The sequence below is a fragment of the Allokutzneria albata genome (assembly GCF_900103775.1).
In the GTDB taxonomy this organism is placed as follows: domain Bacteria; phylum Actinomycetota; class Actinomycetes; order Mycobacteriales; family Pseudonocardiaceae; genus Allokutzneria; species Allokutzneria albata.
The window spans coordinates 4,353,592-4,377,360 of sequence record NZ_LT629701.1; the positions used below are offsets into that span (position 1 = coordinate 4,353,592).

Annotated in this window: 22 protein-coding genes and 1 riboswitch; of the genes, 4 read left to right on the forward strand and 18 right to left on the reverse strand. The window is 70.2% G+C overall.

What is annotated here, in order from left to right; translation table 11 throughout:
* Nucleotides 1-8: 8 nt before the first annotated feature.
* A complete protein-coding gene (locus tag BLT28_RS19235) occupies nt 9-683 on the forward strand; it encodes an LON peptidase substrate-binding domain-containing protein (RefSeq protein ID WP_030430882.1) in 675 nt (224 codons plus the stop codon).
* Nucleotides 684-695: 12 nt separating this feature from the next.
* Here the strand turns inward: BLT28_RS19235 and BLT28_RS19240 are convergent, their stop codons facing one another.
* The 7 genes from BLT28_RS19240 to BLT28_RS19270 all read right to left on the reverse strand — a co-directional run bounded on the left by BLT28_RS19240 (nt 696) and on the right by BLT28_RS19270 (nt 7,388).
* Entirely contained in the window at nt 696-1,796 is a 1,101-nt protein-coding gene (locus BLT28_RS19240) for a type III polyketide synthase (protein WP_043812442.1), read from the reverse strand.
* A 348-nt stretch (nt 1,797-2,144) separates the two neighbouring features.
* On the reverse strand, nt 2,145-2,756 hold the full coding sequence (locus BLT28_RS19245) for a DUF2567 domain-containing protein (protein ID WP_030430880.1): 612 nt from the start codon (nt 2,754-2,756) through the stop codon (nt 2,145-2,147).
* A 5-nt stretch (nt 2,757-2,761) separates the two neighbouring features.
* Nucleotides 2,762-2,953 carry a biotin synthase auxiliary protein BsaP gene (gene bsaP, locus BLT28_RS43000; protein WP_043812440.1) on the reverse strand — a complete coding sequence of 64 codons (192 nt, stop codon included), beginning with the start codon at nt 2,951-2,953 and terminating at the stop codon, nt 2,762-2,764.
* Nucleotides 2,950-3,960 carry a biotin synthase BioB gene (bioB, locus tag BLT28_RS19255; protein ID WP_030430879.1) on the reverse strand — a complete coding sequence of 337 codons (1,011 nt, stop codon included), beginning with the start codon at nt 3,958-3,960 and terminating at the stop codon, nt 2,950-2,952. The genes bsaP and bioB overlap by 4 nt, the downstream gene beginning before the upstream one ends.
* Before the next feature lie 109 nt (nt 3,961-4,069).
* Entirely contained in the window at nt 4,070-4,786 is a 717-nt protein-coding gene (gene bioD, locus BLT28_RS19260; protein WP_030430878.1) for a dethiobiotin synthase, read from the reverse strand.
* A gap of 10 nt (nt 4,787-4,796) precedes the next feature.
* Entirely contained in the window at nt 4,797-6,077 is a 1,281-nt protein-coding gene (locus tag BLT28_RS19265; RefSeq protein WP_030430877.1) for an adenosylmethionine--8-amino-7-oxononanoate transaminase, read from the reverse strand.
* Between the two features lie 102 nt (nt 6,078-6,179).
* Nucleotides 6,180-7,388, reverse strand: a complete 1,209-nt coding sequence (locus tag BLT28_RS19270) for a cytochrome P450 family protein (protein ID WP_231950343.1) — start codon at nt 7,386-7,388, stop codon at nt 6,180-6,182.
* 189 nt (nt 7,389-7,577) lie between these two features.
* Here BLT28_RS19270 and BLT28_RS19275 point away from each other — a divergent pair, with 189 nt between their 5' ends.
* On the forward strand, nt 7,578-10,337 hold the full coding sequence (locus tag BLT28_RS19275) for a glycoside hydrolase family 38 N-terminal domain-containing protein (protein ID WP_052407608.1): 2,760 nt from the start codon (nt 7,578-7,580) through the stop codon (nt 10,335-10,337).
* 6 nt (nt 10,338-10,343) lie between these two features.
* Here the strand turns inward: BLT28_RS19275 and BLT28_RS19280 are convergent, their stop codons facing one another.
* Nucleotides 10,344-11,066, reverse strand: a complete 723-nt coding sequence (locus BLT28_RS19280) for a TetR/AcrR family transcriptional regulator (RefSeq protein WP_231950344.1) — start codon at nt 11,064-11,066, stop codon at nt 10,344-10,346.
* A gap of 134 nt (nt 11,067-11,200) precedes the next feature.
* Here BLT28_RS19280 and BLT28_RS19285 point away from each other — a divergent pair, with 134 nt between their 5' ends.
* Complete coding sequence (locus tag BLT28_RS19285) at nt 11,201-12,409, forward strand: outer membrane protein assembly factor BamB family protein (RefSeq protein ID WP_030430873.1); 1,209 nt, start codon at nt 11,201-11,203, stop codon at nt 12,407-12,409.
* 173 nt (nt 12,410-12,582) lie between these two features.
* Here BLT28_RS19285 and BLT28_RS40280 read toward each other — a convergent pair whose 3' ends face one another.
* The 7 genes from BLT28_RS40280 to BLT28_RS19320 all read right to left on the reverse strand — a co-directional run bounded on the left by BLT28_RS40280 (nt 12,583) and on the right by BLT28_RS19320 (nt 19,206).
* Nucleotides 12,583-12,999, reverse strand: a complete 417-nt coding sequence (locus BLT28_RS40280; protein ID WP_156051173.1) for a hypothetical protein — start codon at nt 12,997-12,999, stop codon at nt 12,583-12,585.
* Between the two features lie 7 nt (nt 13,000-13,006).
* The gene (locus tag BLT28_RS19295; RefSeq protein WP_030430871.1) at nt 13,007-13,471 is read right to left on the reverse strand and encodes a Panacea domain-containing protein; all 465 of its coding nucleotides are present in this window, start codon (nt 13,469-13,471) and stop codon (nt 13,007-13,009) included.
* Between the two features lie 304 nt (nt 13,472-13,775).
* Complete coding sequence (locus BLT28_RS19300; RefSeq protein WP_156051170.1) at nt 13,776-14,975, reverse strand: CehA/McbA family metallohydrolase; 1,200 nt, start codon at nt 14,973-14,975, stop codon at nt 13,776-13,778.
* A 20-nt stretch (nt 14,976-14,995) separates the two neighbouring features.
* On the reverse strand, nt 14,996-16,072 hold the full coding sequence (locus BLT28_RS19305) for an ABC transporter ATP-binding protein (protein WP_030430869.1): 1,077 nt from the start codon (nt 16,070-16,072) through the stop codon (nt 14,996-14,998).
* Nucleotides 16,072-16,893 carry a carbohydrate ABC transporter permease gene (locus BLT28_RS19310; protein WP_030430868.1) on the reverse strand — a complete coding sequence of 274 codons (822 nt, stop codon included), beginning with the start codon at nt 16,891-16,893 and terminating at the stop codon, nt 16,072-16,074. The genes BLT28_RS19305 and BLT28_RS19310 overlap by 1 nt, the downstream gene beginning before the upstream one ends.
* A complete protein-coding gene (locus BLT28_RS19315; protein WP_043812435.1) occupies nt 16,890-17,804 on the reverse strand; it encodes a carbohydrate ABC transporter permease in 915 nt (304 codons plus the stop codon). The genes BLT28_RS19310 and BLT28_RS19315 overlap by 4 nt, the downstream gene beginning before the upstream one ends.
* Nucleotide 17,805: 1 nt before the next feature.
* On the reverse strand, nt 17,806-19,206 hold the full coding sequence (locus BLT28_RS19320; protein WP_030430866.1) for an extracellular solute-binding protein: 1,401 nt from the start codon (nt 19,204-19,206) through the stop codon (nt 17,806-17,808).
* A gap of 290 nt (nt 19,207-19,496) precedes the next feature.
* Between BLT28_RS19320 and BLT28_RS19325 the strand changes: the two genes are divergently transcribed.
* Complete coding sequence (locus tag BLT28_RS19325; protein ID WP_030430865.1) at nt 19,497-20,477, forward strand: AsnC family protein; 981 nt, start codon at nt 19,497-19,499, stop codon at nt 20,475-20,477.
* Between the two features lie 46 nt (nt 20,478-20,523).
* Here the strand turns inward: BLT28_RS19325 and BLT28_RS19330 are convergent, their stop codons facing one another.
* The 3 genes from BLT28_RS19330 to BLT28_RS19340 are packed head-to-tail and all read right to left on the reverse strand — an operon-like array spanning nt 20,524 to nt 23,386.
* Nucleotides 20,524-21,450 carry an RluA family pseudouridine synthase gene (locus BLT28_RS19330; RefSeq protein WP_030430864.1) on the reverse strand — a complete coding sequence of 309 codons (927 nt, stop codon included), beginning with the start codon at nt 21,448-21,450 and terminating at the stop codon, nt 20,524-20,526.
* A complete protein-coding gene (gene lspA, locus BLT28_RS19335; RefSeq protein WP_043812433.1) occupies nt 21,447-22,025 on the reverse strand; it encodes a signal peptidase II in 579 nt (192 codons plus the stop codon). Before lspA ends, BLT28_RS19330 begins: the two co-directional genes overlap by 4 nt.
* A 17-nt stretch (nt 22,026-22,042) precedes the next feature.
* The gene (locus tag BLT28_RS19340) at nt 22,043-23,386 is read right to left on the reverse strand and encodes an aminotransferase class V-fold PLP-dependent enzyme (protein ID WP_030430862.1); all 1,344 of its coding nucleotides are present in this window, start codon (nt 23,384-23,386) and stop codon (nt 22,043-22,045) included.
* A 36-nt stretch (nt 23,387-23,422) separates the two neighbouring features.
* Nucleotides 23,423-23,537: riboswitch (SAM riboswitch) on the reverse strand.
* Nucleotides 23,538-23,769: the final 232 nt, after the last annotated feature.

The window sequence follows — 23,769 nt, forward strand, 5'->3', positions numbered from 1 at the left end:
TCAGCCGGGTGACGGAGACGCTTCCCCTCTTCCCCCTTGGCGCCGTCCTGCTGCCGGGAGCGTCCATGCCCCTGCACGTCTTCGAGCCGCGCTACCGCCAACTGGTGATCGACCTGGTGAAGGGCCTGCGTCCCGAGCGCACCTTCGGCGTGGTCGCCGTGCGCCAGGGGTGGGACATGCGCACCGACGACATGGCCGCCGTGCACCGGGTCGGCTGCTCCGCGCTGCTGCGCGAGGCCCGCCAGCTCCCCGAGGGCCGCTACGACATCGTCGTGCGCGGGCGGCGGCGCTTCCGGCTCGTCGACGTCGACCACCACGCCGCGCCGTACCTGGTCGCCGAGGTGGAGTGGCTGCCCGACTCCCCCGTCACCGACGCCGACCTCGTCGCCAAGCTCGCCGACCTGGCGCGGGCGGCGCACCGCGCGTACTGCACGACCGCGTGGCGCGAGGAGGACTGGCGGGAGCCCTGCACCTCGGAGGACATGACGACGCTGGCCCACGTGCTCGCCGAGGACTGCCTGCTGTCGCTGGACGACCGGCAGCGGATGCTGGAGGAGGGCGACCCCGTGCGCAGGCTCCGCATGGTCCGCGGCCTGCTCAAGCGCGAGGCGGAGATCCTCCGTTCCCTCCGCGCCGTCCCCGCCCCGCTGTCGGAGTTCGCCGCCGACTTCGCCAAGAACTGACCGGGCGGTTCCTCACGCCGTGCTCAGGGCCGGTTTCAGCGCCGTCGCCGATGGGGTGTCGACGGCACCGGAGCGCCACGTGCCGACTGCCATCTCGGCGGTGATCCCCGGACCGAAGCCCGCGATCAACCCCCGTGCGTTGTCGGCGAGGTCGCCCTCGGCGAACAGCCGGTTCACCGCGTCCAGGACCACGGCGCTGGCGATGTTGCCGTACTCGGTGAGGGTCGCCCTGCTGTGCCGGAACATCTCGGTCGGAACGGAGAGGAAGGCGGACAGGTCGTCCAGGATCCTCGGCCCCCCGGCGTGCACGATGTAGAAGTCCAGCGCGGAGGCGTCCCAGTGGTGGCTGGCCGCCAGGTTGCGCAGGGCGGGCGCGATGGGTCGCATCGTGCCCGGCACCCGCTTGTCCAGCTGGAAGTGGAACCCGGTGGCCTTGACCGCGTAGGAGATCCACTCCTCGGTGCCCGCGATGAGGTGCGAGGCGTTGCGCTCCAGCCGGACACCGGTGCCGCCGGTCCCCCGGACGACGGCCGCCGCGACGGCGTCGCCGAACAGCCCGTTGGACAGCAGCATCCCGATGCTGTCGTCGGTGGGCTGGTAGCACAACGAGCAGAACTCGCAGGCCACGATGAGCGCGTTCGCCTCGGGGTAGGCCGTGCAGAAGTCCTGGGCCCGGTTGATCGCGGCCCCGCCCGCCGCGCAGCCGAGCTGGGCGATCGGCAGCTGCCGGGTGTCCGGGCGGAAGCCCATCGAGTTGATGAGCCATGCCGTCATCGACGGCATGGTGAACCCGGTGCAGGAGACGTAGATGATGAGGTCGATGTCCCCCACGTCGAGCCCGGAATTGTCCAGCGCCCGTCCGACCACCGGAGGAATGCGTTTCTTAGCCTGTTCGACGTAAAGGAGGTTCCTGACCTCGAACCCGGGATGCTCCAGGGTCCGCGCGATCGGCTGAACGAGGTGGCGTTTGCGCACCCCGGTATTGCCGATCAGCCGCAGAACCAGAGGCAGGTGTGGGTGGTCCGCGTGCAGCTGCCGCGCTATCGCGAGCGTGTCCTCCCTGGTAATGACGTATTCCGGAACCGCAACCGCAGGTCGGCATAGGACCGCCATCAAGATCTCCTTGTGCGATGATCGCCCCGCAGGGCGCACTGAACGACCTGTTACCAGAATTGGTTGCGACCTCTCAGCGCGGACACGCAGAAAAAGACATCCGCTAACGAGAACGGTTTGACCGGACGCAACAAAAGGGACTACCGGGCGCAAGGAAGCGCAACACGCAGCAGCACGAAAGAATCGCCTCGCAAGACCGAGAGCCGCTGGGCGGTATCCCGCATTACCCCGTTACCACTTTTCCGGGACCGGAGTCGATCACACTAGGGACTGTTGTCGCCGACAGACGGGACCTATGCCCCTGGACACGGCGGGCCTTCGGGGAAACCGGCCGGTCCGGGGCCAGGGCTAGGCCAGTCGCCGTCCGAGGTCGTCAGCACCGTTCCACGCCGCGGCGACCCCGTAGGCCAGCACCGCCGCGGTCGGCTGCGCCAGCACGGCCCACCACAGGGTCAGCGCCGGCGCCTGCAGCAGCACGTCACCGATCTGCAGCGACGCGGGCACGGGGTACCACCACCCGGTGAACAGGCCGCTGAGCTGGATCGCCAGCGCCGCGGCGGCCGCGGAGCCGAGGCCGGTGGCGATCATCATCACCGGCCCCCGCCGACGGCGCAGCAGCCACATGCCGAAGCCGGTGAGCAGCCCGACGCCCAGGGTGATCATCAGGAACACGGCGAGCGCGTCGTAGCGGTGGTAGCTCTCCCAGGGCAGGCTGACCAGCTCGCCCTTGGAGTTGACCACCTTGCGCTCGCCGGGCGCGAGCAGCGACCAGGCGAAGGCCACCGGGACGCCGAGCAGCGAGATGAACGAGAACGCGCTCAGCGAGGGCAGCAGGTCCGCCTTGACCACCACCCGGGGCCGCGGCGGCTCGGGCAGGGCGAAGGGCGGTTCGTAGAAGTCGGAGTCGGTGGCCGCCGGTATCCGCACCGGCACCGCACGCCCGCCCTGCTGCTCGCTCACCCTTGCTACCCCTCAATGTCTCCGTGCACGCTGCACCGCGCGGACCAGCCGGTCGGGGTGATCTGGACGACCATCCGCCGCCTGCACTCGCGGCAGTACCGGGGCGGGTTGATCTCCTGCCGCGCCCGGCACACCGCGTGCTCATTGTCCGCCAGCGGTTTCCCGCAAGTCTCGCAGTACACGCCGGGAGCCGTCACAGGGTCTCGCTCAACGCCTTGATCGGCATGTTCAGCTCGGTCAGCATGGCCAGGTCCTTATCGGCGGGCCTGCCCAGGTTGGTCAGGTAGTTGCCGACGATGATCGCGTTGATCCCGCCGAGCATGCCCTGCTCGGTGCCGAGGTCGCCGAAGGTCAGCTCGCGCCCGCCGGAGAAGCGCAGCAGCGCCTTGGGCAGCGCCAGCCGGAAGGCCGCGACCGTGCGCAGCGCGTCCTTGCCCGGCACCACCTCGTAGTTCTCGTACGGCGTCCCGGGCTGCGGGATGAGGAAGTTCATCGTGCACTCGTCCGGCCCGAGCTCGGCCAGCTGCGCGGCGAACTCGGCGCGCTGCTCGACGGTCTCGCCCATGCCGATGATGCCGCCGCAGCAGACCTCCATGCCCGCCTCGCGGATCATCAGCAGGGTCTCCCAGCGCTCTTCCCACGTGTGCGTGGTGACCACGTTGGCGAAGTGCGAGCGCGCCGTCTCCAGGTTGTGGTTGTAGCGGTGCACGCCCATCGCCTTGAGCTCGTCGACCTGCTCCTGGGTGAGCATGCCGAGCGAGCAGGCGATCTGGATGTCGTTGCCGGAGGCGCGGATCGCCTCGATGCCGGCCTTCACCTGGGACAGCAGCCGCTTGTCCGGGCCGCGCACGGCCGCGACGATGCAGAACTCGGTCGCGCCGGTGGCCCGTGTCTGCTCGGCCGCCTTGACCAGGCCGGGGATGTCCAGCCAGGCCGAGCGCACCGGGGTCGGGAACCGCCCGGACTGCGAGCAGAAGTGGCAGTCCTCCGGGCAGCCGCCGGTCTTGAGGCTGATGATGCCCTCGACCTCGACCTCGGGCCCGCACCACTTCATCCGGACCTTGTGCGCCAGCTCCAGCAGCTCGGGCAGCCGCTCGTCGGGCAGCCGCAACGCGCGCAGCACGTCCGCCTCGGACAGGCCCTCTCCACGCTCCAAGACAACTTCGCGCGCGATGTCCAGCACGTCGGTGTCGGCGACGGTCACCCGGATCTCCCTTGTCTCGAAGGCGGTCACAATGCTCGAACCCGCAAGCGGTTCTTCGGCTCAGCGCAGCAGTCTGCCGCAAGAAAGCCGCACGGCAATGCGGTCAACGTCACGCTGAGTTCTGTTCGGCGAAGGCCACGGCGTCGAACTCCCCGCCCAGCTGCGGGGCGAGGTGGGCGCGGGCGACGCGCAGGAAGTCGGCGCGTCCGTGCTTGCCGATGCCCTCGGGCAGCACGCCGAGCAAGGGCGCGCGGGCCGCGACGGGCAGGTCCAGCAGGTTGCTGCGGGTGGCGAGGTCGGGGTGCGCGGGCCAGGAGCCGACCACGACGCCGAGGCAGGCGATTCCCCTGTGCCGCAACGCTTCCGCGGTCAGCGCGGTCGTGTTGAGCGTGCCGAGCCCGGCCGCGGCGACGAGCAGCACCGGCGCACGCAGGTTCCACGCGATGTCGGCCAGCGTGCCGCCGGTGTGGTCGAGCCGGACGAGCAGCCCGCCCGCGCCCTCCACCAGCACCACGTCGTGGTCGCCGAGCAGCTCGGACGCGGCCTCGGCGGCTTCGACCGGGCGGATCGGGGACAGCCTGGCGCGGCGCGCGGCGGCCTCCGGGGACAGCGCGTCGTCGTAGCGGGACAGCTCCAGCGCGGTCACATCGCCCGCGAGCCGCACGACCTCGTCGACATCGCCGGGCTCGTCGGCCCGGACCCCGGTCTGCGCGGGTTTGACCACCGCGACCCGTTTGCCCGCGTTCAGGGCGAGCGCGGCGACGGCGGCGGTCGCGACGGTCTTGCCGACCTCGGTCCCGGTTCCGGTGATCACGAGCAACGTCACGGCAGGCACGCTACCCAACCCCGGCGGCGGCGACGACAGCAGCGGCGATGGCGTTGACCTCGGCATCCGTGCTGATGTACGGCGGCATGACGTAGATCAGATCGCGGAAGGGGCGCAGCCACACCCCGTGCTCCGCCGCCGCCTTCGTCGCGGCCGCCACGTCCACCGCGTGGTCGAGCTGCACCACGCCGATCGCGCCCTGGACGCGCACGTCGGCGACACCCGGCAGCGCCGTGGCGGAGGCGAGACCGGAGCGCAGACCGGACTCCACGCGAGCGACCTCGCCCGCCCAGTCCTGCCCGAGCAGCAGGTCGATCGAGGCGTTGGCGACCGCCGACGCGAGCGGGTTGCCCATGAACGTCGGTCCGTGCGCCAGCACCGGCAGCTCTCCGCGCGAGATGCCGTCTGCCACCTCCGGCGTGCACAGCGTCGCGGCCATGGACAGGTAACCGCCGGTCAGCGCCTTGCCGAGGCACATCACATCCGGGCTGATCCCGGCGTGGCCCGCGGCGAACAGCGCGCCGCTGCGGCCGAAACCCGTCGCGATCTCGTCGAAGACCAGCAGGACGTCGTTGGCCAGGGTCAGCTCCCGCAGCACGTGCAGGTAGCGCGGGTTGTGGAAGCGCATGCCGCCCGCGCCCTGCACCACCGGCTCGACGATCACCGCGGCGAGCTCGTCGGCGTGGCGCTCGATCTCGTCGGCGAGCAGCTGCACGTAGGCCGTGTCCACATCGGCGTCGAAGCCCGCCGGCGGCGCGGGCACGAACACCTGCTCCGGCAGCACGCCGGTCCACAGGCTGTGCATGCCGCCCTGCGGATCGCACACGCTCATCGGCTGGAAGGTGTCGCCGTGGTAACCGCCGCGCCAGGTCAGCAGCCGACGCTTCTCCCCGAGGCCGCGGGAACGCCAGTACTGCAAGCACATCTTGACCGCGACCTCGACGGAGACCGAGCCGGAGTCGCACAGGAACACGTGCCGCAACGGCTCCGGAGTGATCTCCACGAGCCGCGTGCACAGCCGCACCGCAGGCTCGTGCGTCAGGCCGCCGAACATCACGTGGCTCATCCGGCCGAGCTGGTCGCGCACGGCCGCGTCGAGCACCGGGTGCTGGTAGCCGTGCACCGCGGCCCACCACGAGGACATGCCGTCGATCAGCTCGCGCCCGTCGGCGAGCCGCAGTCGCACACCGCGCGCCGACTCGACGAGCAACGGCTCGTGCGTCCCGGGCATCGGCCCGTACGGGTGCCACACGTGCTCACGGTCGGCGGCGAGCAGTTCCTCAGGCGTCACCCCGGCAGGCTAGATGCCGTGCGCGCGGTGGTTCGACAGTCTCCAAGTACAACGAACGCGCCCGCCAATTGTCGCCGACAACAGTGACCCGGGGCGCCGTTGTCACCCGGGCGCCACCGGCAGCGCGTGCAGCCCGTGCACGAAAGTCGAACGCCGCCAACGGATCTCGCCATCGCGCGCGTCCAGCCGGAGCCCGGGGAAGCGGTCGAGCAGCCGCCCGATCGCCACCACTCCCGTCAACCGGGCGAGCGCGGCGCCGAGGCAGCGGTGGACGCCGTGCCCGAAGGCGAGGTGCCCGTCCGCCTCGCGCGTCAGGTCGAGCCGGTCGGCGTCGGGGAAGCGCGCGGCGTCCCGGTTGGCCGAGCTGAGCGCGACGATCACGATCTCACCCTGCGGGATGTCCACTCCGCCGACGACGACGGGCTCGCTCGCGTAGCGCAACGTCGTCATCGCGACCGGGCTCTCGAAGCGCAGCAGCTCCTCGACGGCCTTCGGCAGCAGCGCGGGGTCGGCGCGCAGCGCGGCGAGCTGGTCGGGATCGCGCAGCAGCGACAGCACGCCGTTGGCGATCAGGTTCCCCGAGGTCTCGTGGCCGACGACGAGGAGGAGGAAGGCGATCGAGATCAGCTCGGCCTCGGTCAGCCGGTCCTCGCCGCCCACCACCAGCTCCGAGATCAGGTCCTCCCCCGGCACGGCCCGCTTGCCCCGGATGAGCTGCACCAGGAAGGCGGCGAGGGCGATGCTGGCATCGCGGATGGCGTCCGGGTCCGTCGCCGCGAGGATGATGTTGGCCCACGTCCGGAACCGGTCGCGGTCCTGGTGCGGCACGCCCAGCAGCTCGCAGAGCACCGAGCCCGGGAGCACCAGCGCGTACTCCTCGATCAGGTCGACGCGGCGCTTGCCCGCCATGGCGTCGAGCAGCTGGTCGGCGATCTCGGTGATCCGCGGCCGCATCCGCTCGATCCGCTCACCGGTGAAAGCCCCGGCCAGCACCCCGCGCACCCGGGCGTGCTCGGCGCCGTCGCTGTTGAGCAGGTGGTGGGCGATGTCGCCGGAGAAGGTCAGCCCGCGGTCGGGGTCGTCGAGGTTGGCCCGGATCGCCGCGGTCAGGCCCTCCGGGTTCTTCAGCAGCCGGTCGTCGGTCAGCGCGGCCACGGCGTCTTCGTACCTCGTCACCACCCACACGTGCAGCCCGTTGGCGGTGCGGGCGCGGTGCACCGGCCCCTCGGCGCGCAGCGACGCGAGCACTTCGTGGGAGTTCTGCAGGTACTCGTCGGTGAACAACGTCACCGACCGCATGGACGTCGGCATGTGGCGTCCCCCTCGGCGCGAACGGCTTCGACCGAAGGGTATGGCCGTCGTGCCGCGCACCGGACCGATCGGGGAAAACCCTGGTCAGACGACCAGGTTCAGCCCGCTGAACCCGGCCGAGCGCGAAAGGCTCCACTTCGGCGGATTCGGCACTGACAGCGCGGCGGGTCCGCGGTTACGGTGCCGTTCGTGACCGACGCCACTGTTTCTCGCCGCACCGTGCACGTCGTCCCGCACACGCACTGGGACCGTGAGTGGTACGAGCCGTTCCAGCGGTTCCGCCTCCAGCTGGTGGACCTGCTCGACACCGTGCTGCCCCGCCTCGAAGCCGATCCGCGCTTCCGGTTCACCCTCGACGGGCAGACCGCGGCCGTCGACGACTACCTGGAGGTCCGGCCGGACGCGTTGCCCAGGGTGATCGCCCTGGTGCGTTCCGGCCAGCTCGCGGTCGGACCGTGGCGGGTGCTCGCCGACTCCTTCCTGTGCTCCGGCGAGAACCTGGTGCGCAACCTGGAGATCGGCCTCGCGCGCTCGGCCGAGCTGGGTGGGGCCATGCGCGTCGGCTACATCCCGGACCAGTTCGGCCACACCGCGCAGCTGCCGCAGATCCTGCGCGGCTTCGGCTTCGACCAGGCGTGCCTGTGGCGCGGCGTCCCCGGCAGCGTCGACCGGCACGCGTTCCGCTGGGTCTCCCCCGACGGCTCCGCGGTGCGCACCGAGTACCTGCCCGGCGGCTACGGCAACGCCTCGGTGATGTTCACCGACCCCGCCAAAACGGTAGAGCGCTCTATCGCCTTCGCCGAGCAGATGCGCGCGTGGTTCGGCGACACCGAACCGCTGGCCATGTACGGCACCGACCACAGCGCCCCGATTCCCACGCTGCTGGACCAGGTCGGCGCGGTGCAGGCGTCCGGGGCCGAGGTGACGCTGCGGCTGGAGACCCTGGCCGAGGCGCTGGCGGGGCGAGACCCGGAGGAGGCCGGGCTGCCCGAGGTGCTCGGCGAGCTGCGCAGCCACGCGAGGGCGAACCTGTTGCCGGGCATCCTTTCCGTGCGCATCGCGGTGAAGCAGGCGATGGCCGAGGCGGAGCGGATGGTGGAGCGCTACGCGGAGCCGCTGTCCGCGCTGTGGTGCCCGCAGGCCGCCGAGCCCTTCCTGAGCATGGCGTGGCTGCGCCTGGTCGACGCGTCCTGCCACGACTCCGTCACCGGCTGCGGCGCGGACACCACCGCGCAGCAGGTCGCCGCGCGCATCGCCGAGGCGGAGCAGCTGGGCAGCGCGGTCCGCGACCGCACGCTGAACGAGCTGGCCGCCACGGCACCCTCGGACTCGGTGCTCGTGGTCAACCCGAGCGCGCACGAGCGCACGGACCTCGTGCGCTGCCAGGTGGTGGCGCCGGAGGAGTGGTCGGACGTCGCGCTCGAACTCCCGGACGGGACCCTGATGCCGACCCAGGAGATCGGCCGCGCCGAGCGGAACCTGATCGATGCGACCTTCCCGGCGGCGGACGTGGTGAACGCGGTGCGCAGGCGCACCTTCGGCCAGGTCATGTACAGCAGGGCCATCCAGCGCGCGGAGATCTCCGAGACAATGCTCGAACCCGCAAGCGGATCTTCGGTCCACACCGTCACTTTCACCGTCGGGCGCATGGGCGACCCGGGTTACGACGTGGAGCGTTTCGCGGACGAGCTGACCGAGGCCGTCGCGGCGGCGACGCCCGGTGACTGGCGTCTCCGGGTGATCGACGAGCCGAGCCGCGAGCTGCTGGCCCTGGCCACCGCACCCGCCCTCGGCTGGACCACCGTTCGCCCCCGCTCTGCGGCGGCACCGCTCGCCACACCGGTGTCCATTGTGGACAACGCACTGCACAACGGCCTGGTTTCCGTTGTGGTCAACGAAGACGGCACCCTCCGCATCACCGGCGCTGACGGCACGGTCCTGGACGGGGTCGGTCGCATCGTCGACGGAGGCGACGCGGGTGACAGCTACAACTACGGTCCTCCGGTCACGGACACGTTGGTGGACAAGCCGACTTCGGTCTCCGTCGTCACGGCGGAGACCGGGCCGCTCCAGGCATCGCTCGTGGTGCTCCGCACGTACGAGTGGCCGTTGGGACTGGTGGACTTCGACGGCACGGCCCGCACTTCGGAGACGGTGTCGGTCGGAGTGACGACGAGGGTCGAGCTGCGGGTCGACGAGCCCTTCGTCCGCGTCGAGGTCTCCTTCGACAACCGCAGCGTCGACCACCGCGTCCGCTTCCACATCCCAACTGTCCGCACCGCGACGAGTTCGCACGCGGAGGGCCAGTTCTCCGTGGTGGAGCGCGCTCTGGTCAACGAGGGCGGCAACGGCGAGCACCCGCTGCCCACGTTCCCCGCATCGTCCTTTGTGGACGCCGGGGGCACGGGTGTGTTGTTGCAGAACGTGACCGAGTACGAGGTGAGCGAAGACGGCTCCGATCTGGCGCTTACCTTGTTGCGCGCCACCGGGGCCATCAGCCGGAACCTGCACCCGTTGCGCGCGGAGCCCGCGGGCCCGACAACTCCGATCCCCGAGGCGCAGGTCCCCGGCGTGACGATGAGCTGCTTCGCGATCCTCCCGCACACCGGCGACTGGGCTTCCGCGGGTCTGGTGGAGGCGGCGGAGCGCTACCGCAATCCGCTGATCACCTTGGCGGGCACGGGAAACACCGACGACCTCACGTCCGGCGAGGGCATCACGGTCACCGGGGCGACGGCTTGCGGTCTGCGGCAGCGCAACGGTTTGGAGCTGCGCCTGGTGGCCTACTCCGACTCGCCCAGCACCGCCACGGTGTCGCTGCCCGGCCTCACGGCGGCGGCGCGCGTGGACCTCACCGGCGCGGTGGTCGAAGAACTGTCCGTGGTGGACGGTGCGGTGGAGCTTCCCATGAGGGCGTGGGAGATCACCGGTCTCCGGCTGACCCGCTGACCCGGGCTACGGGCCACCGGCGGTGTTCGCCGGTGGCTCGTAGTCGATGCCCAGCATGTCGCAGACGCCCTGGCACATCCGCTCGTAGACGGAGACGACGTCGGGCACCGCCATGCTGAAGTGCCCGTACACGTCGAGGCAGGTGGCGCCGTAGATGCGGCTCCAGCACTCGAAGAACACCAGAACGGCGCCCTTCGGCAGCGCGGTGAAACCGATCTGCTCGCGGTAGAGGTCCAGCTGCGCGGCCAGTTCCCGGCTCAGCTCCGCGTCCGCGGGCACCTCGAACGGCCGCTGCTGCCACAGTCTTTCGAAGGGCACGCCGAACGCCTTCGCCAGCCACATCCAGTCCTGCATGATGCTGCCCGAGACGACGCGCCCCTCCGGCATCGGCGTTCCGAGCAGCAGCGCGAACTCCGCCCGGTTGCGCAGCGACCACGCGCGGAAGTCCCGCATCATCACCAGGATCTGCTGTCCTGGCCGCTGGTCGCCGACCGTCGCCGCCGCCGCGTGCAGCCCCTGGACCAGTTCGGTCACCAGGTCGTGGGCCAGCGCCTGGATCAGCTCGTCGCGGTTGGCGTAGTACCGGTAGATCGCCGGCGGCGTGATGCTCAGCTCGCGCGCGATGGCGGTGAACGCGACCGCCTCGGGTCCGCTGGCCACCAACAGCCGCCGCGCGGTCGCGCGCAGGTCCTGGTCGAGTTCGGCCCGCAGCCGCTCCCGCCTGCTCACCGCCCGTCCCCCCATCGCCGTTTCCCCCAGCCTAGGGCCCCGCGCGGAGGGTCCGCGCGCCCATGCTGTTACGGTGCCTCGCTCAGTTATGAGGCATAACTTCGTAATGGCCCGAAACATCACCCGGAGTCCGCATGCGTGTGCGCGCCGTCGCCGTCCTTGCCGCGTCCCTGCTGCTCACGAGCTGTTCGAGCGCTGAGGAGCCGCCACCACCTCCCGGGCAGCAGCCAGCGCCCACCACGACCTCCTCAGCCCCGCTGTTCGACCCCCCGCGCGGCTTCACCGGAGAAAGCAAGCTGGTCGGGCGTTCCCCCTACGCGATCGCGGGCGATGCGGTCGTTTCTCGCGACCCCGAACGCGAGCAGCCGACCATGACGGTCATCGGCCTCGACGGCACTCCGCGCGTCGAGTACCCGGTGGACATCCCGAAGAAGAGCAAGGCGTCCGGCCCGTACAGCGCCGCCGACGGCTCACTGGTGCTGATGGCCGTCGCGCAGACCGTGGAGGGGACGGGAACCAACCCCGACCGGACCCGCTACACGGTCACCGCGCACAACCCGGGAACCGGCGCCAAGGTCTGGGAACGGCCGGTCGACGCCTCCGCCGAGGTCCCCTTGCCGGACAGCAACCCTCGTATCGTCGGCGCGAACCGGGACATCGTCGTCGTGACAGCGAACCTGCTGAAAGAGGCGGCGACGATCGCCTTGTCCACAGTGGATGGAACCGTGAAGTGGAGCAAGCCCGGCATCTTCGCGACCGGACTGGCCAATGATGTCGTCGTCGGCTATCGCTACGTCAACAGTCTTTCCAGCGAGCCGGTGGGACTTTCGGCCACCGACGGCGCGCAGCGCTGGAGCGGACCGAGGTTCGACGGAACACTGGAAAGCAACTTCAGCCGACCGAGGTTGGTCGGCGACGGGCTGGCCAGTTTCGCGGGCACCCCAGCGGGCGAGTTGACCAAGAACGTCACCCACCTCCTCGACACCACGACCGGCAAACCCCGGCTGTCCCTCGACAGCCTGTGGACCTGTCTGTCCGACGACCAGAGCCTCATCGTCTGCGGCAAGACCTACTTCAACTACCAGTTGGCCGGATTCGACGCGACCTCGATGGCGAAGCTGTGGGAGCTGCCCGACGCAGCGGCCACCCGCACCATTCCGAAGCTGGTCGCGGCGCGCAAGGGCGTGGCCTACGTGACCGCCAAGGGACCGATGACCCTGAACGCACGCTCCGGCAAGGACCTCGACCCGGAGCTCGACGTTGACGCCTTGGACGCCGTCGCACCCGGCTACGCCCTCGGCGTGGTCAGCGGCAAGGTCTACGCACGCCGCGCCGCCCGCTAGGCTCGCCGGTCTTCAAGTACCCCCGAACCCCTGTTCCGGTGTCACCAACAAGGAGAAACCCCGCCAGCGTCCGGCCATGTTGGTAGCCGTTACCGACGCCCTGGACAGGGGTTTGCGGGACTTGAAGACCACCGCACTCCAACTGGTGCACGTTCACCCGGCACAAAGCGTCTTCAGCCGTGGTCGTAGAGATCGCCGAAGTTCTTCTCGATCCACAGGACGTGGAGCACATCGCCCGCTCGCACTCCCGCCATCGGCAGTTTGCCGTCGTAGCGCAGGACGAGGAACTCGTCCGAGTCCTCGAACGCCAGCGGGATCCGAGCTTTGATCGACCTGCGAGGGATCCTCTCCGTCCCCAGTCCATGCCGGGGCGCCATCACGATCTCTCGCCAGGTCATCGCGGCTCGACGCTGGAGTGCGACCGCGAATGCCGCCTGCTGTTCCCTAGGAAGGCTGTTCACGTCATAGTCGCGCTGGAGATGCCGCAGGCAAAACTTGGGGGTATCCAGATTGTGGTCACGGACCGGCGCCACATCCGCAATCGTCCCCTTGATCGGCTTGGGGGCCTTACCTCTCGGCTTGTTTCCCATGGGCGCTTCAGGAAACGCGGGTACGCGGCTTGAAGTACTCGTACAGAGAATCCACCGTGATCACGAGGTTGCGCTCGCCATCAACGAAGTGGTGCTTCCAGGGGTCCTCGTCGTGCGTCATGTTCCGCAGGCGCCACGCGGCCAGCCCACCGTAGGTGTTCCAGATCAGCATCAGGAACTGGGCCGTCTCCTCGTCAACGTCGTCCCAGGCGAACTCGTCGAACTCATCGAGTTCGATCTCATCGGCGCCGAACTGCTTGAACCTGCGATACACCGTTGGTACCACGGGACCGTGCGACCATGCCTGGATCTCGTCCACGAACAGCGGCTGGCCATACCGGGCGATGTGGTGCCCCTGGGCGTAGTACAAGATCTTCTGAAGCTTGAGGTTGGACATGGACGCGTTGGCGGCCTCGCCGGCCCAGGCGATGAACCACTTCGCGATCGTCGTTGCGTCGTACTTGGCGCTCATGGCTATCCATCCCCCTTCATGCGACGAGGAGACCAGGTGCATGCCACGGTCCCCGAACTCTCCGGAGCTTGTCCATAGAGACGCTGCGGACGTTACACATGTGCCCGTCACGACCTGAACTACCGAACAGGCGGCTCGAGCGCATCGAACATTAGTTCGATTGTACGTCCTGACCTGCCAATACCCTTCGACCGATAGACTGAATCCAGGCCGCACCGTACGCTCGCGACAGTCACGTACCGTTGTCAGTCATACACAGAAGGTACAAGTTTTCGGGGGTGGCAAACGGCGCCGGTTCAGGCGTTCACCCGGCGCAGAGGGACAGGACGGCGCTGTCGTGGCCGAAGAGCACCACGCCACCGGCAGCGCCGGGCGAAAGCGAGCACAGTGCGCCGCGAACGGGCCGACGCGTCCCCTCCGCGTCGAGCACGAGAGCACCATCGGCGTCGACAGCGACAAGCCCGCCGTCCACGGGCAACAGCACGGGCGCGTCCAGCCCAGCCGAGATCGCCGTGCGCCCCGAGCGCAGGCCGTCGAGCACGGCAGCGGTCAGCTCGTCCGGACCCGAAGCCTCGGCGTCCACCGCGACCCAGGTCGTCGGCGTGCCCGGGATGGCGTCGGAACCTGAACGGTGCCAATCGCTTCCGCCGATCGGGGTGACCTCGCGACCCCACGCCTGCCACCACGCCAGCGGCCCGCCCCAACGCGGGTCGAGCCAGCTGGAGTGCCAGATCTCCGCCAGCGGCGCGCGGCGCGGCAGCGGGTGCCGCCACGAGCAGTCCGCCGCGAGCGGGTGGTTGACCGACAGCAGCCCACCGCGTTCCTCCACAGTGGACAGCCACTCGGTCGCGGGGCGCCGGAAGTCGATCCAGCCGATGTCCCCGAAAGCGTTGGCGTGACCGGACTCCGTGGTCACCTCCTGCCCCGGGACGAGCGCGATCCCGTACTGCCGCCCCACTTCCGCCAGCTCGGCGTGATGGCTGACGGTGTTGTGGTCGGTGATCGCCAGCGCCGACAGTCCCCGGGACACCGCCAGCGCGGCCAGCTCCGGAACGGTCAGCGCGCCGTCGGAGTGCAGGGTGTGGGAGTGGAAGTCAGCGGGAACCCACCGCAATCCCTCAGCGGCGGGCAACGGACGAACGGGCGGTGACGAGGGCACCTTCGGGGAAGCCAACGGCGCCGGTCGCGAGACGGGGTCGAAGGAGATCGAAACCCGGTACTCCACCCCGTCGACCGGGACCCGGTGCAACCCGAGAACCACGTGCCACAGGCCGGTTTCCAGCTCGCCCGGCACGTAGCCGGGCGTCGCCCAGTCCCGGGTGACGGTGAACGTGCGGCGAGCACCGCCGGACCAGCCGCGCCAGCCCGCGGCACCCTCACAGCCCAGGTCGATGACGGCGCCGCGCGAGTCGTCGAACTCCAGTTCCACAGTGATCGCGGACGTGCCCGCCGGAACCTCGAAGGGCAGACCGGGCCACGGGTTCGCGGCCCGGTCATCACGCATCCACCGACCACTGTGGACTGTCATGACGCGACCTTGGCCGCGCCGAGCAACAATCCCGCCTCGTCGAAGACGAGCAGCCGACCGGGTTCCGGAGTCGCGGTCACGGTCGCCCCGATCTCCGGCTCGCTCTGCTCGGGCACGGTGAGCCCGACCAGCGCGTCCCCGGGGCACTCGATGGTGACCAGCGACGAGACGCCCAGGTTCTCCACAGTGGACACGACACCGGTGATGCCGTCCCCGGACCCCGCGTTCAGGTACTCCGGCCGGATACCGGCGGTCACCGGCGTGCCGTCCGCCAGGGAGATACCGGACGGCAGCGTCAGGCGGGTGCCCGCGACCTCCACGAAACCCTCGCGCACCACCGCGTCCAGCAGGTTCATCGGGGTGGAGCCGATGAAGTTGGCGACGAAGGTGTTGGCGGGCCGCTGGAAGACCTCGCGCGGACTGCCCAGCTGGCGGATCTTGCCGGACTCCATCACCGCGATCCGGTCGGCCAGCGCCAGCGCTTCCGCCTGGTCGTGGGTGACGAAGACCGTGGTCAGCCCCAGCTCCCGCTGCAACCGCTTGAGGAACGTGCGCGCCTCCAGCCGCAGCCGCGCGTCCAGGTTGGACAGCGGCTCGTCCAGCAGCAGCACGCCCGCGTCCATGGCGATCGCCCTGGCCAGCGCGACCCGCTGCTGCTGCCCTCCGGAGAGCTGGCCGGGCCGCCGGTCGAGCAGCCCGGCCAGGCTCAGCCCGCCGGAGGTCTCCTCGGCCACCTCCCGTTGCCGCGCCTTGGACTCGCCGCGCACGCGCAGCGGGTAGCCGATGTTCTCCGCGACCGTCATGTGCGGGAACAGCGCGTAGTCCTGGAAGACCATGGCGACCTTGCGCTTGCCGGGGTCGACGCCGGTCACGTCCTCGCCGCCGATCACCACCGCGCCGGAGCCGGCCTGTTCCAGCCCGGCGATCGTGCGCAGCAGCGTGGTCTTGCCGCAGCCGGACGGGCCCAGCAGCGCGAAGAACTCGCCGTCGGCGATCTCCAGGTCCAGCCCGTCCACCGCGCGCACCCCGTTCGGGTACACAGTGGACAGTCCGTGGATGTCGATTCCGGCCATCAGCTCTTGATCCCTCCGTGGAAACGGAACCCGTAGCGCTTGTTCACCAACACGTACAGCACGACCACCGGGATCGAGTACAGCAGCGAGAACACCGGGATGACGGTCAGGTTGGCGCTGCCGCCCTCGTCCTGCAGGGTCCGCAGCAGCACCGCGCCCGGCTGCTTGCCGACCTCGCGGATCAACAGGAACGGCAGCAGGAAGTTGCCCCAGGCGTTGACGAAGGCCCACACCAGGATCGTGGCGATACCGGGCCGGGCGACCGGCAGCACCACGTGGGTGAGCACCTGGAACGGGGACGCGCCGAAGACCCGCGCGGACTCCTCGTAGGAGCGCGGGACCGAGTCGACGAAGTCCTTCAGGATGAAGATCGCCGCGGGCAGCATCCCGCCCGCGATCACCAGTGCCGTCCCGAACTGGGAGTTGATCAGCCCCAGCTGGAACATCATCACGAAGATCGGCACCATCGCCGCGGTCCCGGTGACCACGCTGGACAGCAGCAGCAACACGTAGAGCATCAGGTCCCGGCCGGGGATCCGGACGCGGGAGAGGGCGTAGGCGGCGAGCGCGGCGAAGGTCGCGGTGATCGCCGTCGCCACCACGCAGATCACCAGCGAGTTCCACAGCGAGGTCAACGCGTACGGGTGCTCGAAGGTGGTCTTGACGTTGTCCAGCGTCCAGTCCGGCCAGCGCAGCCCGAGCCCGGGCTTGCTGTCGAACGGGGCGCTGGCCAGCCACAGCATCGGCACCGCGAAGAACGCCATCAGCACGGCGATCACCGCGTAGAAACCGATGCGCCGCAGCATCATCAGCGGGCTCATGACTTCCTCCGCAGCAACCACAGGTACACCGCGGCGACCACGAGGTTCGCCAGCAGCAGCAACAGCGAGATCGCCGAGGCGTAGCCGAGCTGACCGCCCTCGAGCGCCTGGCGGTAGATGAACACCGGCAGCGTCTCGGACGCGTGGTTGGGTCCGCCCGCGGTGAGCAGGAACGGCGAGAAGTCGTTGGCCGTCCACAAGCTGATCAGCAGCGTGTTCGTCAGCACGTGCCCGCGGATGTGCGGGAAGACGATGTCGCGCACGGTCTGCCAGCCGCTGGCCCCGACCACCCGCGCCGTCTCCAGCTGCGACGGCGGCACCGCGGCGAGCGCCGAGCTGTAGAGCAGCATCGAGAACGCCGTGCCGCGCCAGGTGTTGAACACGATCAGCGACAGCATCGGGTACTCGACGAGCCACGCCGTGCCCTCGGAACCGAGCAGCGCGTTCAGCGTGCCGCCGTCCCGGTCCAGCACCGCGAACCACAGGAAGGCCACCACGGTGCTCGGCAGGATCCAGGCCAGCAGCACCAAGGACTCCACCGTGCGGCGCAACCCCGGCTTGGCCTTGCGCAGCGTCCACGCGAGCACGAAGCCGAGGATGTTCTGGCCGATCACCGCGGAGCCGAGCACGAACAACGCGGTGAGCCACAAGGAGTTCTGGAACAGCGCGTCGTCGAGCGCGTTGACGAAGTTGTCGATCCCGACCAGTTGCGGCGCGACCGCGTTCGGCCCGGTGAGCTCGTAGTTGGTCAGTCCGATGTAGATGGTCCAGAGCGCCGGGAAGATCAGGAAGACCCCGATCAGCAGCAGCGCGGGCGCCACGAACCCCACGGCGCGGGCGATGCCGAGACCGGCCACGTCGGTGGCGAACCGCTTGGCGCGGCCCGCCACCGAGGTGGGGCGCTCGGTCACGTCAGCCGGAGACAATCTCGTTCTCTCCCACGATCTTCTTCAGCGCTTCCTGGTAGCCGTTGAGCGCGTCCTGCGCGGTCTTGCCGCTCACCACGTCCGCCGTCGCCTGCTGGAGCGCGGCGGAGACCCTGGTGTAGTTGGCGACACCGGGCCGGTACTCGGTCAGCGGCAACACCTTCTGCGCGATGAACGACAGCATCGGGTCGCCGGCCAGCACCTCGTTGTTGACGTCGGTGCGCTGGGTGATCTGGGCCGCGCCGCCGAGCCGCGCCTTGACCGCCTCGGCGGAGTTCATGAACTGCAGCAGCTCCCACGCCTGCGCCGGGTACTTGGTGTTGGCGTTGATCAGGTTCAGCGCGCCACCGGACATGCTGACGAAGTCCTGCCCGCGCACGCCCGCCCCCGGCCGCTGGGCCGGGATCATCGCCCAGCCGACGGAGCTGTTCCGGTCGGCCATCTTCACCGCGCCCTTGGTCGGCTCCAGCACGGAGCGCCACAGGTAGTCGCTCTCCATCAGGATGCCGATCCTGTGCTCGGCGAACTGGGCGAAGGACTTGTCGCGGCCCTTGGCCTCCTGCTGCAGCAGCGGGTCGCCGAGCCCGCTCCCGCCGTAGATGCGCTGGTAGAGACCGAGAACGTCCTTCATGTTGCTGGTGGCGCCCTGCCACTTGCCGTTGGTCAGCAGCGGCTTGCCGGTGCCGACGAGCAGCGGCAGCAGGCCCTGCATGGTGGTCGCCTCGCCCATCGCGGTGCCGGCGTTGAGCTGGATCGGCGTCACGCCGGGCAGCCGCTTCAGCGCCTCACCGGCGGAGAGCAGCTCGTCCCAGCTGCGCGGCTGCCAGTCGGTCGGCAGCCCCGCCTGCGCGAAGAGCTTCTTGTTGTAGAACAGCACCCGGCCGTCGGTGCCGTCCGGAACGCCGTAGCGCTGGTTGTCGAAGACGCCGACGCTCTGCACGGCCTGGGGGATCTGCTTCCAGCCCTCCCACGCGTCGACCTTGGCCTTGCCGACGATCTCGTCGAGGGACTTGATCTGCTTGCCGCCAGCGAACTCGCCGATCCAGATCCCGTCGATGGCCATGACGTCGGCGCCACCGCCGGTCTTCAGGTCGAGTGCGATCTTGGTCTTGTAGTCCTCGTCGCCCGCGCCGTTGCCGTCGAAGCGGACGTGCGCGGTCACGCCCTTGCGCTTCTGCTCCTCGACGAAGCGGGGGATCACCCAGTCCGTCATCCACGCGGCCTTGGCCGAGTTCTTGCCACCGGCGACCGCGTTGCCGGTGATGGTCAGCGTGACCTCTTTGGCGTCGGCGTTGCGGGCGGTGTCGGCGTTCTGGGGCTGCCCGAGGCACCCGCTGAGCACCATCGCCATGGCGGTCGCTGCCACGAGCGCGGATCTCCGTCGCATTCTCCGACCTTCCTCGTCGCTGAGTGGGCCTGGGAGTTCTCACCCCTGAGATCGGCCATCCTGGGCCAGTACGACAACGATGACAAGGGCTGTGCCCAGACCGTTTCCTGTGCTGCGAGGGCGGCAGACTTGATTGCTCAAGTGGCCCCTACCAGGCAAAACAGGTACCTGCACGCGCACACTTCGGCCTGGGCGGAAGAACGAAGTCGTTAGCGCGCTCTACTGGCTCCGGCGTTTTCCCGGCGTGGGCGTCGGCGCGTTGATCTCGGCGACGGGGTAGCGTGCCGTGCGTGGCTGTGCCCGATCCCGTCGATGCCCGTTTGCTCGCCCTGGTCGCGGAGGCGGGCCGTGCGGCCGTGCACGAGATCGCCGCGAGAGCGGGGATGGACGCCCGAGAGGTGGCCTCCCGGCTGGTCGCGCTCTCCGCGACCGGTCTCCCGTTGCTCGTCGGCGTCGAGTGCGATCCCAACGGCCTGCGTGCCGCCCTCGCCCCGCCGCCCCCTCCCCCGCCGCAACAGCAGCCCTGGGGCCACCACCCCCAGCAGCCGGTGCACGGCACGCCCAGCGGTCCGTACCCGGGCGCCAGCGGCCCCTATCCGGTCCAGAGCGGGCCCTACCCCGTGCACAGCGGCCCGTACCCGGCGCACCCCGGGCACACCGGCGCGCACCCGCCCCACGCGTTCCCGCAGAGCACACCGTTCCCGGTGCAGCAGCCGCCGCAGAGCGTCCCGTTCCCCGCCCAGCCCCAGCAGCCGGTCGCGCCCGCCGACCCGGTGCTGAGCACCTGGGGTGTTCCGCAGAGCTCGTCCTGGGCGCGCGGTGACCAGCAGCCCGCGACCCCGACCGGCCCGCGCACCGGCAAGATCGGCACCACCCTGGAGACGATCGGCCTGGAGGGCGAGCAGCTCGGCATCCAGCTGGTCGAGGTCGTCGACCCGGCCGACTTCCTGTTCACCGCCGCCGGCTACCGCCTCCAGGAGGGCGAGCGCGCGGTCGTGGTGCACACGGAGCTGACCAACCGGGGCCCGATCCCGTTCGCCTCACTGCCCGACCTGTACCTGGTGCTGATCACCAAGGACGGCAGGCAGGTCTCGAAGGCCCCGGTCTCGCTGTCCTCCCGGCCGCCGCACCGCATCGGCGTCAACCCGGGCGAGACGGCGGGCGGCCACACCGTCTACGTGCTCCCCGAGTCCACCGACGTCGTCGCGGTGAAGTGGAGCGCCCGCTCCGACGACGAGAAGCGCAGCCTCACCTGGTCCACCCTCGACTGACCCCCCAACGCACCGAATGAGTCATTCGGTGCGTCAGGACGGTGCGTCAGGACTCGGAGCGGAGAAGGGCCAGGGCGTCGGCGAGGTCGGCGGGGTACTCGGAGACGAACTGCACCCACTGGCCGTCCGCCGGGTGGTCGAAACCGAGGGTGCGCGCGTGCAGCCATTGGCGCGTGAGCTTGAGCCGCTTCGCCAGCACCGGGTCCGCGCCGTAGGTCAGGTCACCGACGCACGGGTGCTTCAGCGCGGAGAAGTGGACGCGGATCTGGTGGGTGCGCCCGGTCTCCAGCTTCACGTCGACCAGTGACGCCGCGCGGAACGCCTCCATCACCTCGTAGTGGGTGACGGAGTCCTTGCCGCCGTTCATCACCGCGAACTTGTAGTCGTGCTTGGGGTGGCGGTCGATCGGCGCGTCGATGGTGCCGCGCGACGGATCGGGGTGCCCCTGCACCAGGGCGTGGTAGCCCTTGTCCACGGTGCGCTCCTTGAACGCCCGCTTCAGCACCGAGTACGCGTGCTCGCTCTTCGCCACCACCATCACGCCCGTGGTGCCCGCGTCCAGCCGGTGCACGACGCCCTGGCGCTCCGCGGCACCGGAGGTCGCGATGCGCACACCCGCCGCCGCGAGCCCGCCGACCACCGTGGGGCCGGTCCAGCCGGGACTGGGGTGCACGGCGACGCCGACCGGCTTGTCCACCACGACGATGTCGTCGTCCTCGTGCAGCACGACCATGCCCTCGACGGCGATCGCCTGGACCTCCACCGGGCGCTCCGGCTCGGGCAGCGTGATCTCCAGCCAGGAGCCCGCGGTGAGGCGGTCGGACTTGCCGACGGGCTGCCCGTCGACGAGCACGTCGCCCTTCTCGGTCAACCCGGCGACGACCGTGCGGGACAGGCCGAGCAGCTTCGACAGGCCCGCGTCGACCCGCATGCCCTCCAGGCCGTCCGGCACCGGCAGCGTGCGCGCGCTCACGAGGAGGTTCCCTTCTTCGAAGCCCGGGGCTTCTTCTCGATCACCGTGCCGTCGTACTCCCGGCCGAGCAGCGCCATCAGCACGATCAGCCCGCCGCCGACGCAGATCGCCGAGTCGGCCACGTTGAACACCGGCCAGACCGAGCCGTCCGGGGCGAACAGCGACAGGAAGTCGACCACGTGCCCGTGCAGGAAGCCCGGCGGGCGGAAGAGCCGGTCGCCGAGGTTGCCGAGCGCACCGGCCAGCACGAGCCCGAGCCCGGCCGCCCAGCCGCCGGAGCGCAGCCGCGGCGCGAAGTACAGGATGGCCAGCACCACCGCCGCCATGATCAGCGACAGCACCCAGGTGTAGTCGGCGCCGATGGACCACGCCGCACCGGGGTTGCGGACCAGCACCAGGTAGAGCGCGCCGCCGAAGAGCCGCACCGGCTCCTGGCCGTCCAGGGTGGCGACGGCCCAGAACTTGGTGACGATGTCCAGCGCCAGCACGACCACGGCCAGCCCGGCGAACAGGCCGAGCCTGCGGGGTGGAAGCGGGGGGCTGCTCTCGGTGCTCACCGGGTCATTGTCGCTCACCCGGACATTGTCCCTGATCAGAGGTCGGCCAGGAACGGCGGCAGCGGCCGAGGGTCGTTCTTCGGGGTCCAGCGGCCGTCGACGAGCTCGTACTCCCACTTCGGACCGTCGGCGACGATCCGCCGCAACGCGCCGACCACGCGCGAGACGTGCTCGGCGTTGTTGCCCAGCCCGAGGCTGATGCGCAGCGCCCGTCCGCCCTCGGCGCCGCTGGTGGACAGCAGCCGCTTGGTCGCGATGTGGGCGCAGAACGCGCCGTCCCGCACCCCGATGCCGTACTCCGCGGACAGGATGGCGGCGAGCAGCCCGGCGTCGTGGCCGTCGACGGTGAAACTGACGACGCCGACGCGGTCCGGGGCCTCCTCCCCGAAGAGGGTCAGCTCGCGGAACCCCGGCACGGTGGCCAAACCGTCCTTGAGCTGCGCGAACAGCTTCTCCTCGTGCGCCTTCACATCCTCCCAGCGCTGCCGCGCGAGCACGCCGCAGGCCACGGCGAGCGCGTGCACGCCGACGACGTTGGGCGAACCGGCCTCGTGCCGCTCCGGCACCTTCGACCAGCTCACGCCCAGGTGGTCGCCCCAGTCCACGACGTTGCGCGTGGCACCGCCGCCGATCAGGTACGGCTCGGCCTGCTGCAGCCAGTCGGAGCGGCCGACCAGCGCGCCCGCGCCGAACGGGGCGTAGAGCTTGTGCCCGGAGAGCACGACGTAGTCCACCTCGGCCGTGCTGGCGTCCACCGGCCGGTGCGGCGCGAGCTGGGCGGCGTCGAGGACGGTCCGCGCGCCGTGCGAGTGCGCGCACCGGACCAGGTCGTTCACCGGCCACACCTCGCCGGTCACGTTGGAAGCCCCGGTGATCACCACGAGGCGCGGGCCGACCGGGGCGGCCTTGAGGGCTTCGTCGAGCACGCGGACGGCCTCGGCCGGCGTCGCGGGGGTCTGCAACCGGTTCACCCGCGGACCGCGCCACGGCAGCAGCGCGGCGTGGTGGTCGGTGTCGAAGACGAAGACGCTGGTGCCCTTGGGCAGGCTGCGCGCCAGCAGGTTCAGCGAGTCCGTGGTGTTGCGGGTGAAGACGACGGCGTCGGTCTGCCGGGCCCCGACGAAGCGGCGCACGGCGTGCCGGGCCTGCTCGTAGATGCGGGTGCAGACCTGGGAGGCGAAACCCGCGCCGCGGTGCACGCTGGCGTACCAGGGCAGCAGCTCGTCGACGGCGTCGCGGACCTGCTCCAGGCACGGCGCGCTGGCCGCGTGGTCGAGGTTGGCGTAGGGCACCAGCTCGCCCGTGACCAGCGGAACCGTCAGCCGCGCGCCCACGACGGCGGGAACCGAGGAACGGATGGGGGCGAACGCGAGCGACACTGCGACCTCCGGAAGCCGTGGGACTCGCCGGGAGGGAGTCCGCGCTTGCCCGCCGCACCTCGCGGCGAACCAGGTCCTCACCTAGGGCACCCCACCGCGGTTGGAGGGTTGCCGACCAGCTAGCTAGGGCTTGTCGCTGGCACTCATGACCTTGCGATCGAAAGTAGCCGAGGAGGCACCGCCGCGCCAGCCCCCTGTCCAGATTCTGGAACGCGACCTACGACACAGCGCCGAGAAGGTGTTGCGCGCCAAGGGAAACAACGCGTAACACCGAGATGTACACCTCACCCCGGAACCAGCTCGGCGGCCGGACGGCGCTCCCGTCCCGGACCCGGGCGAGGCTGCCGCCGCCGCGACCCTCGTGCGCAGTCCTCTTAGGACAG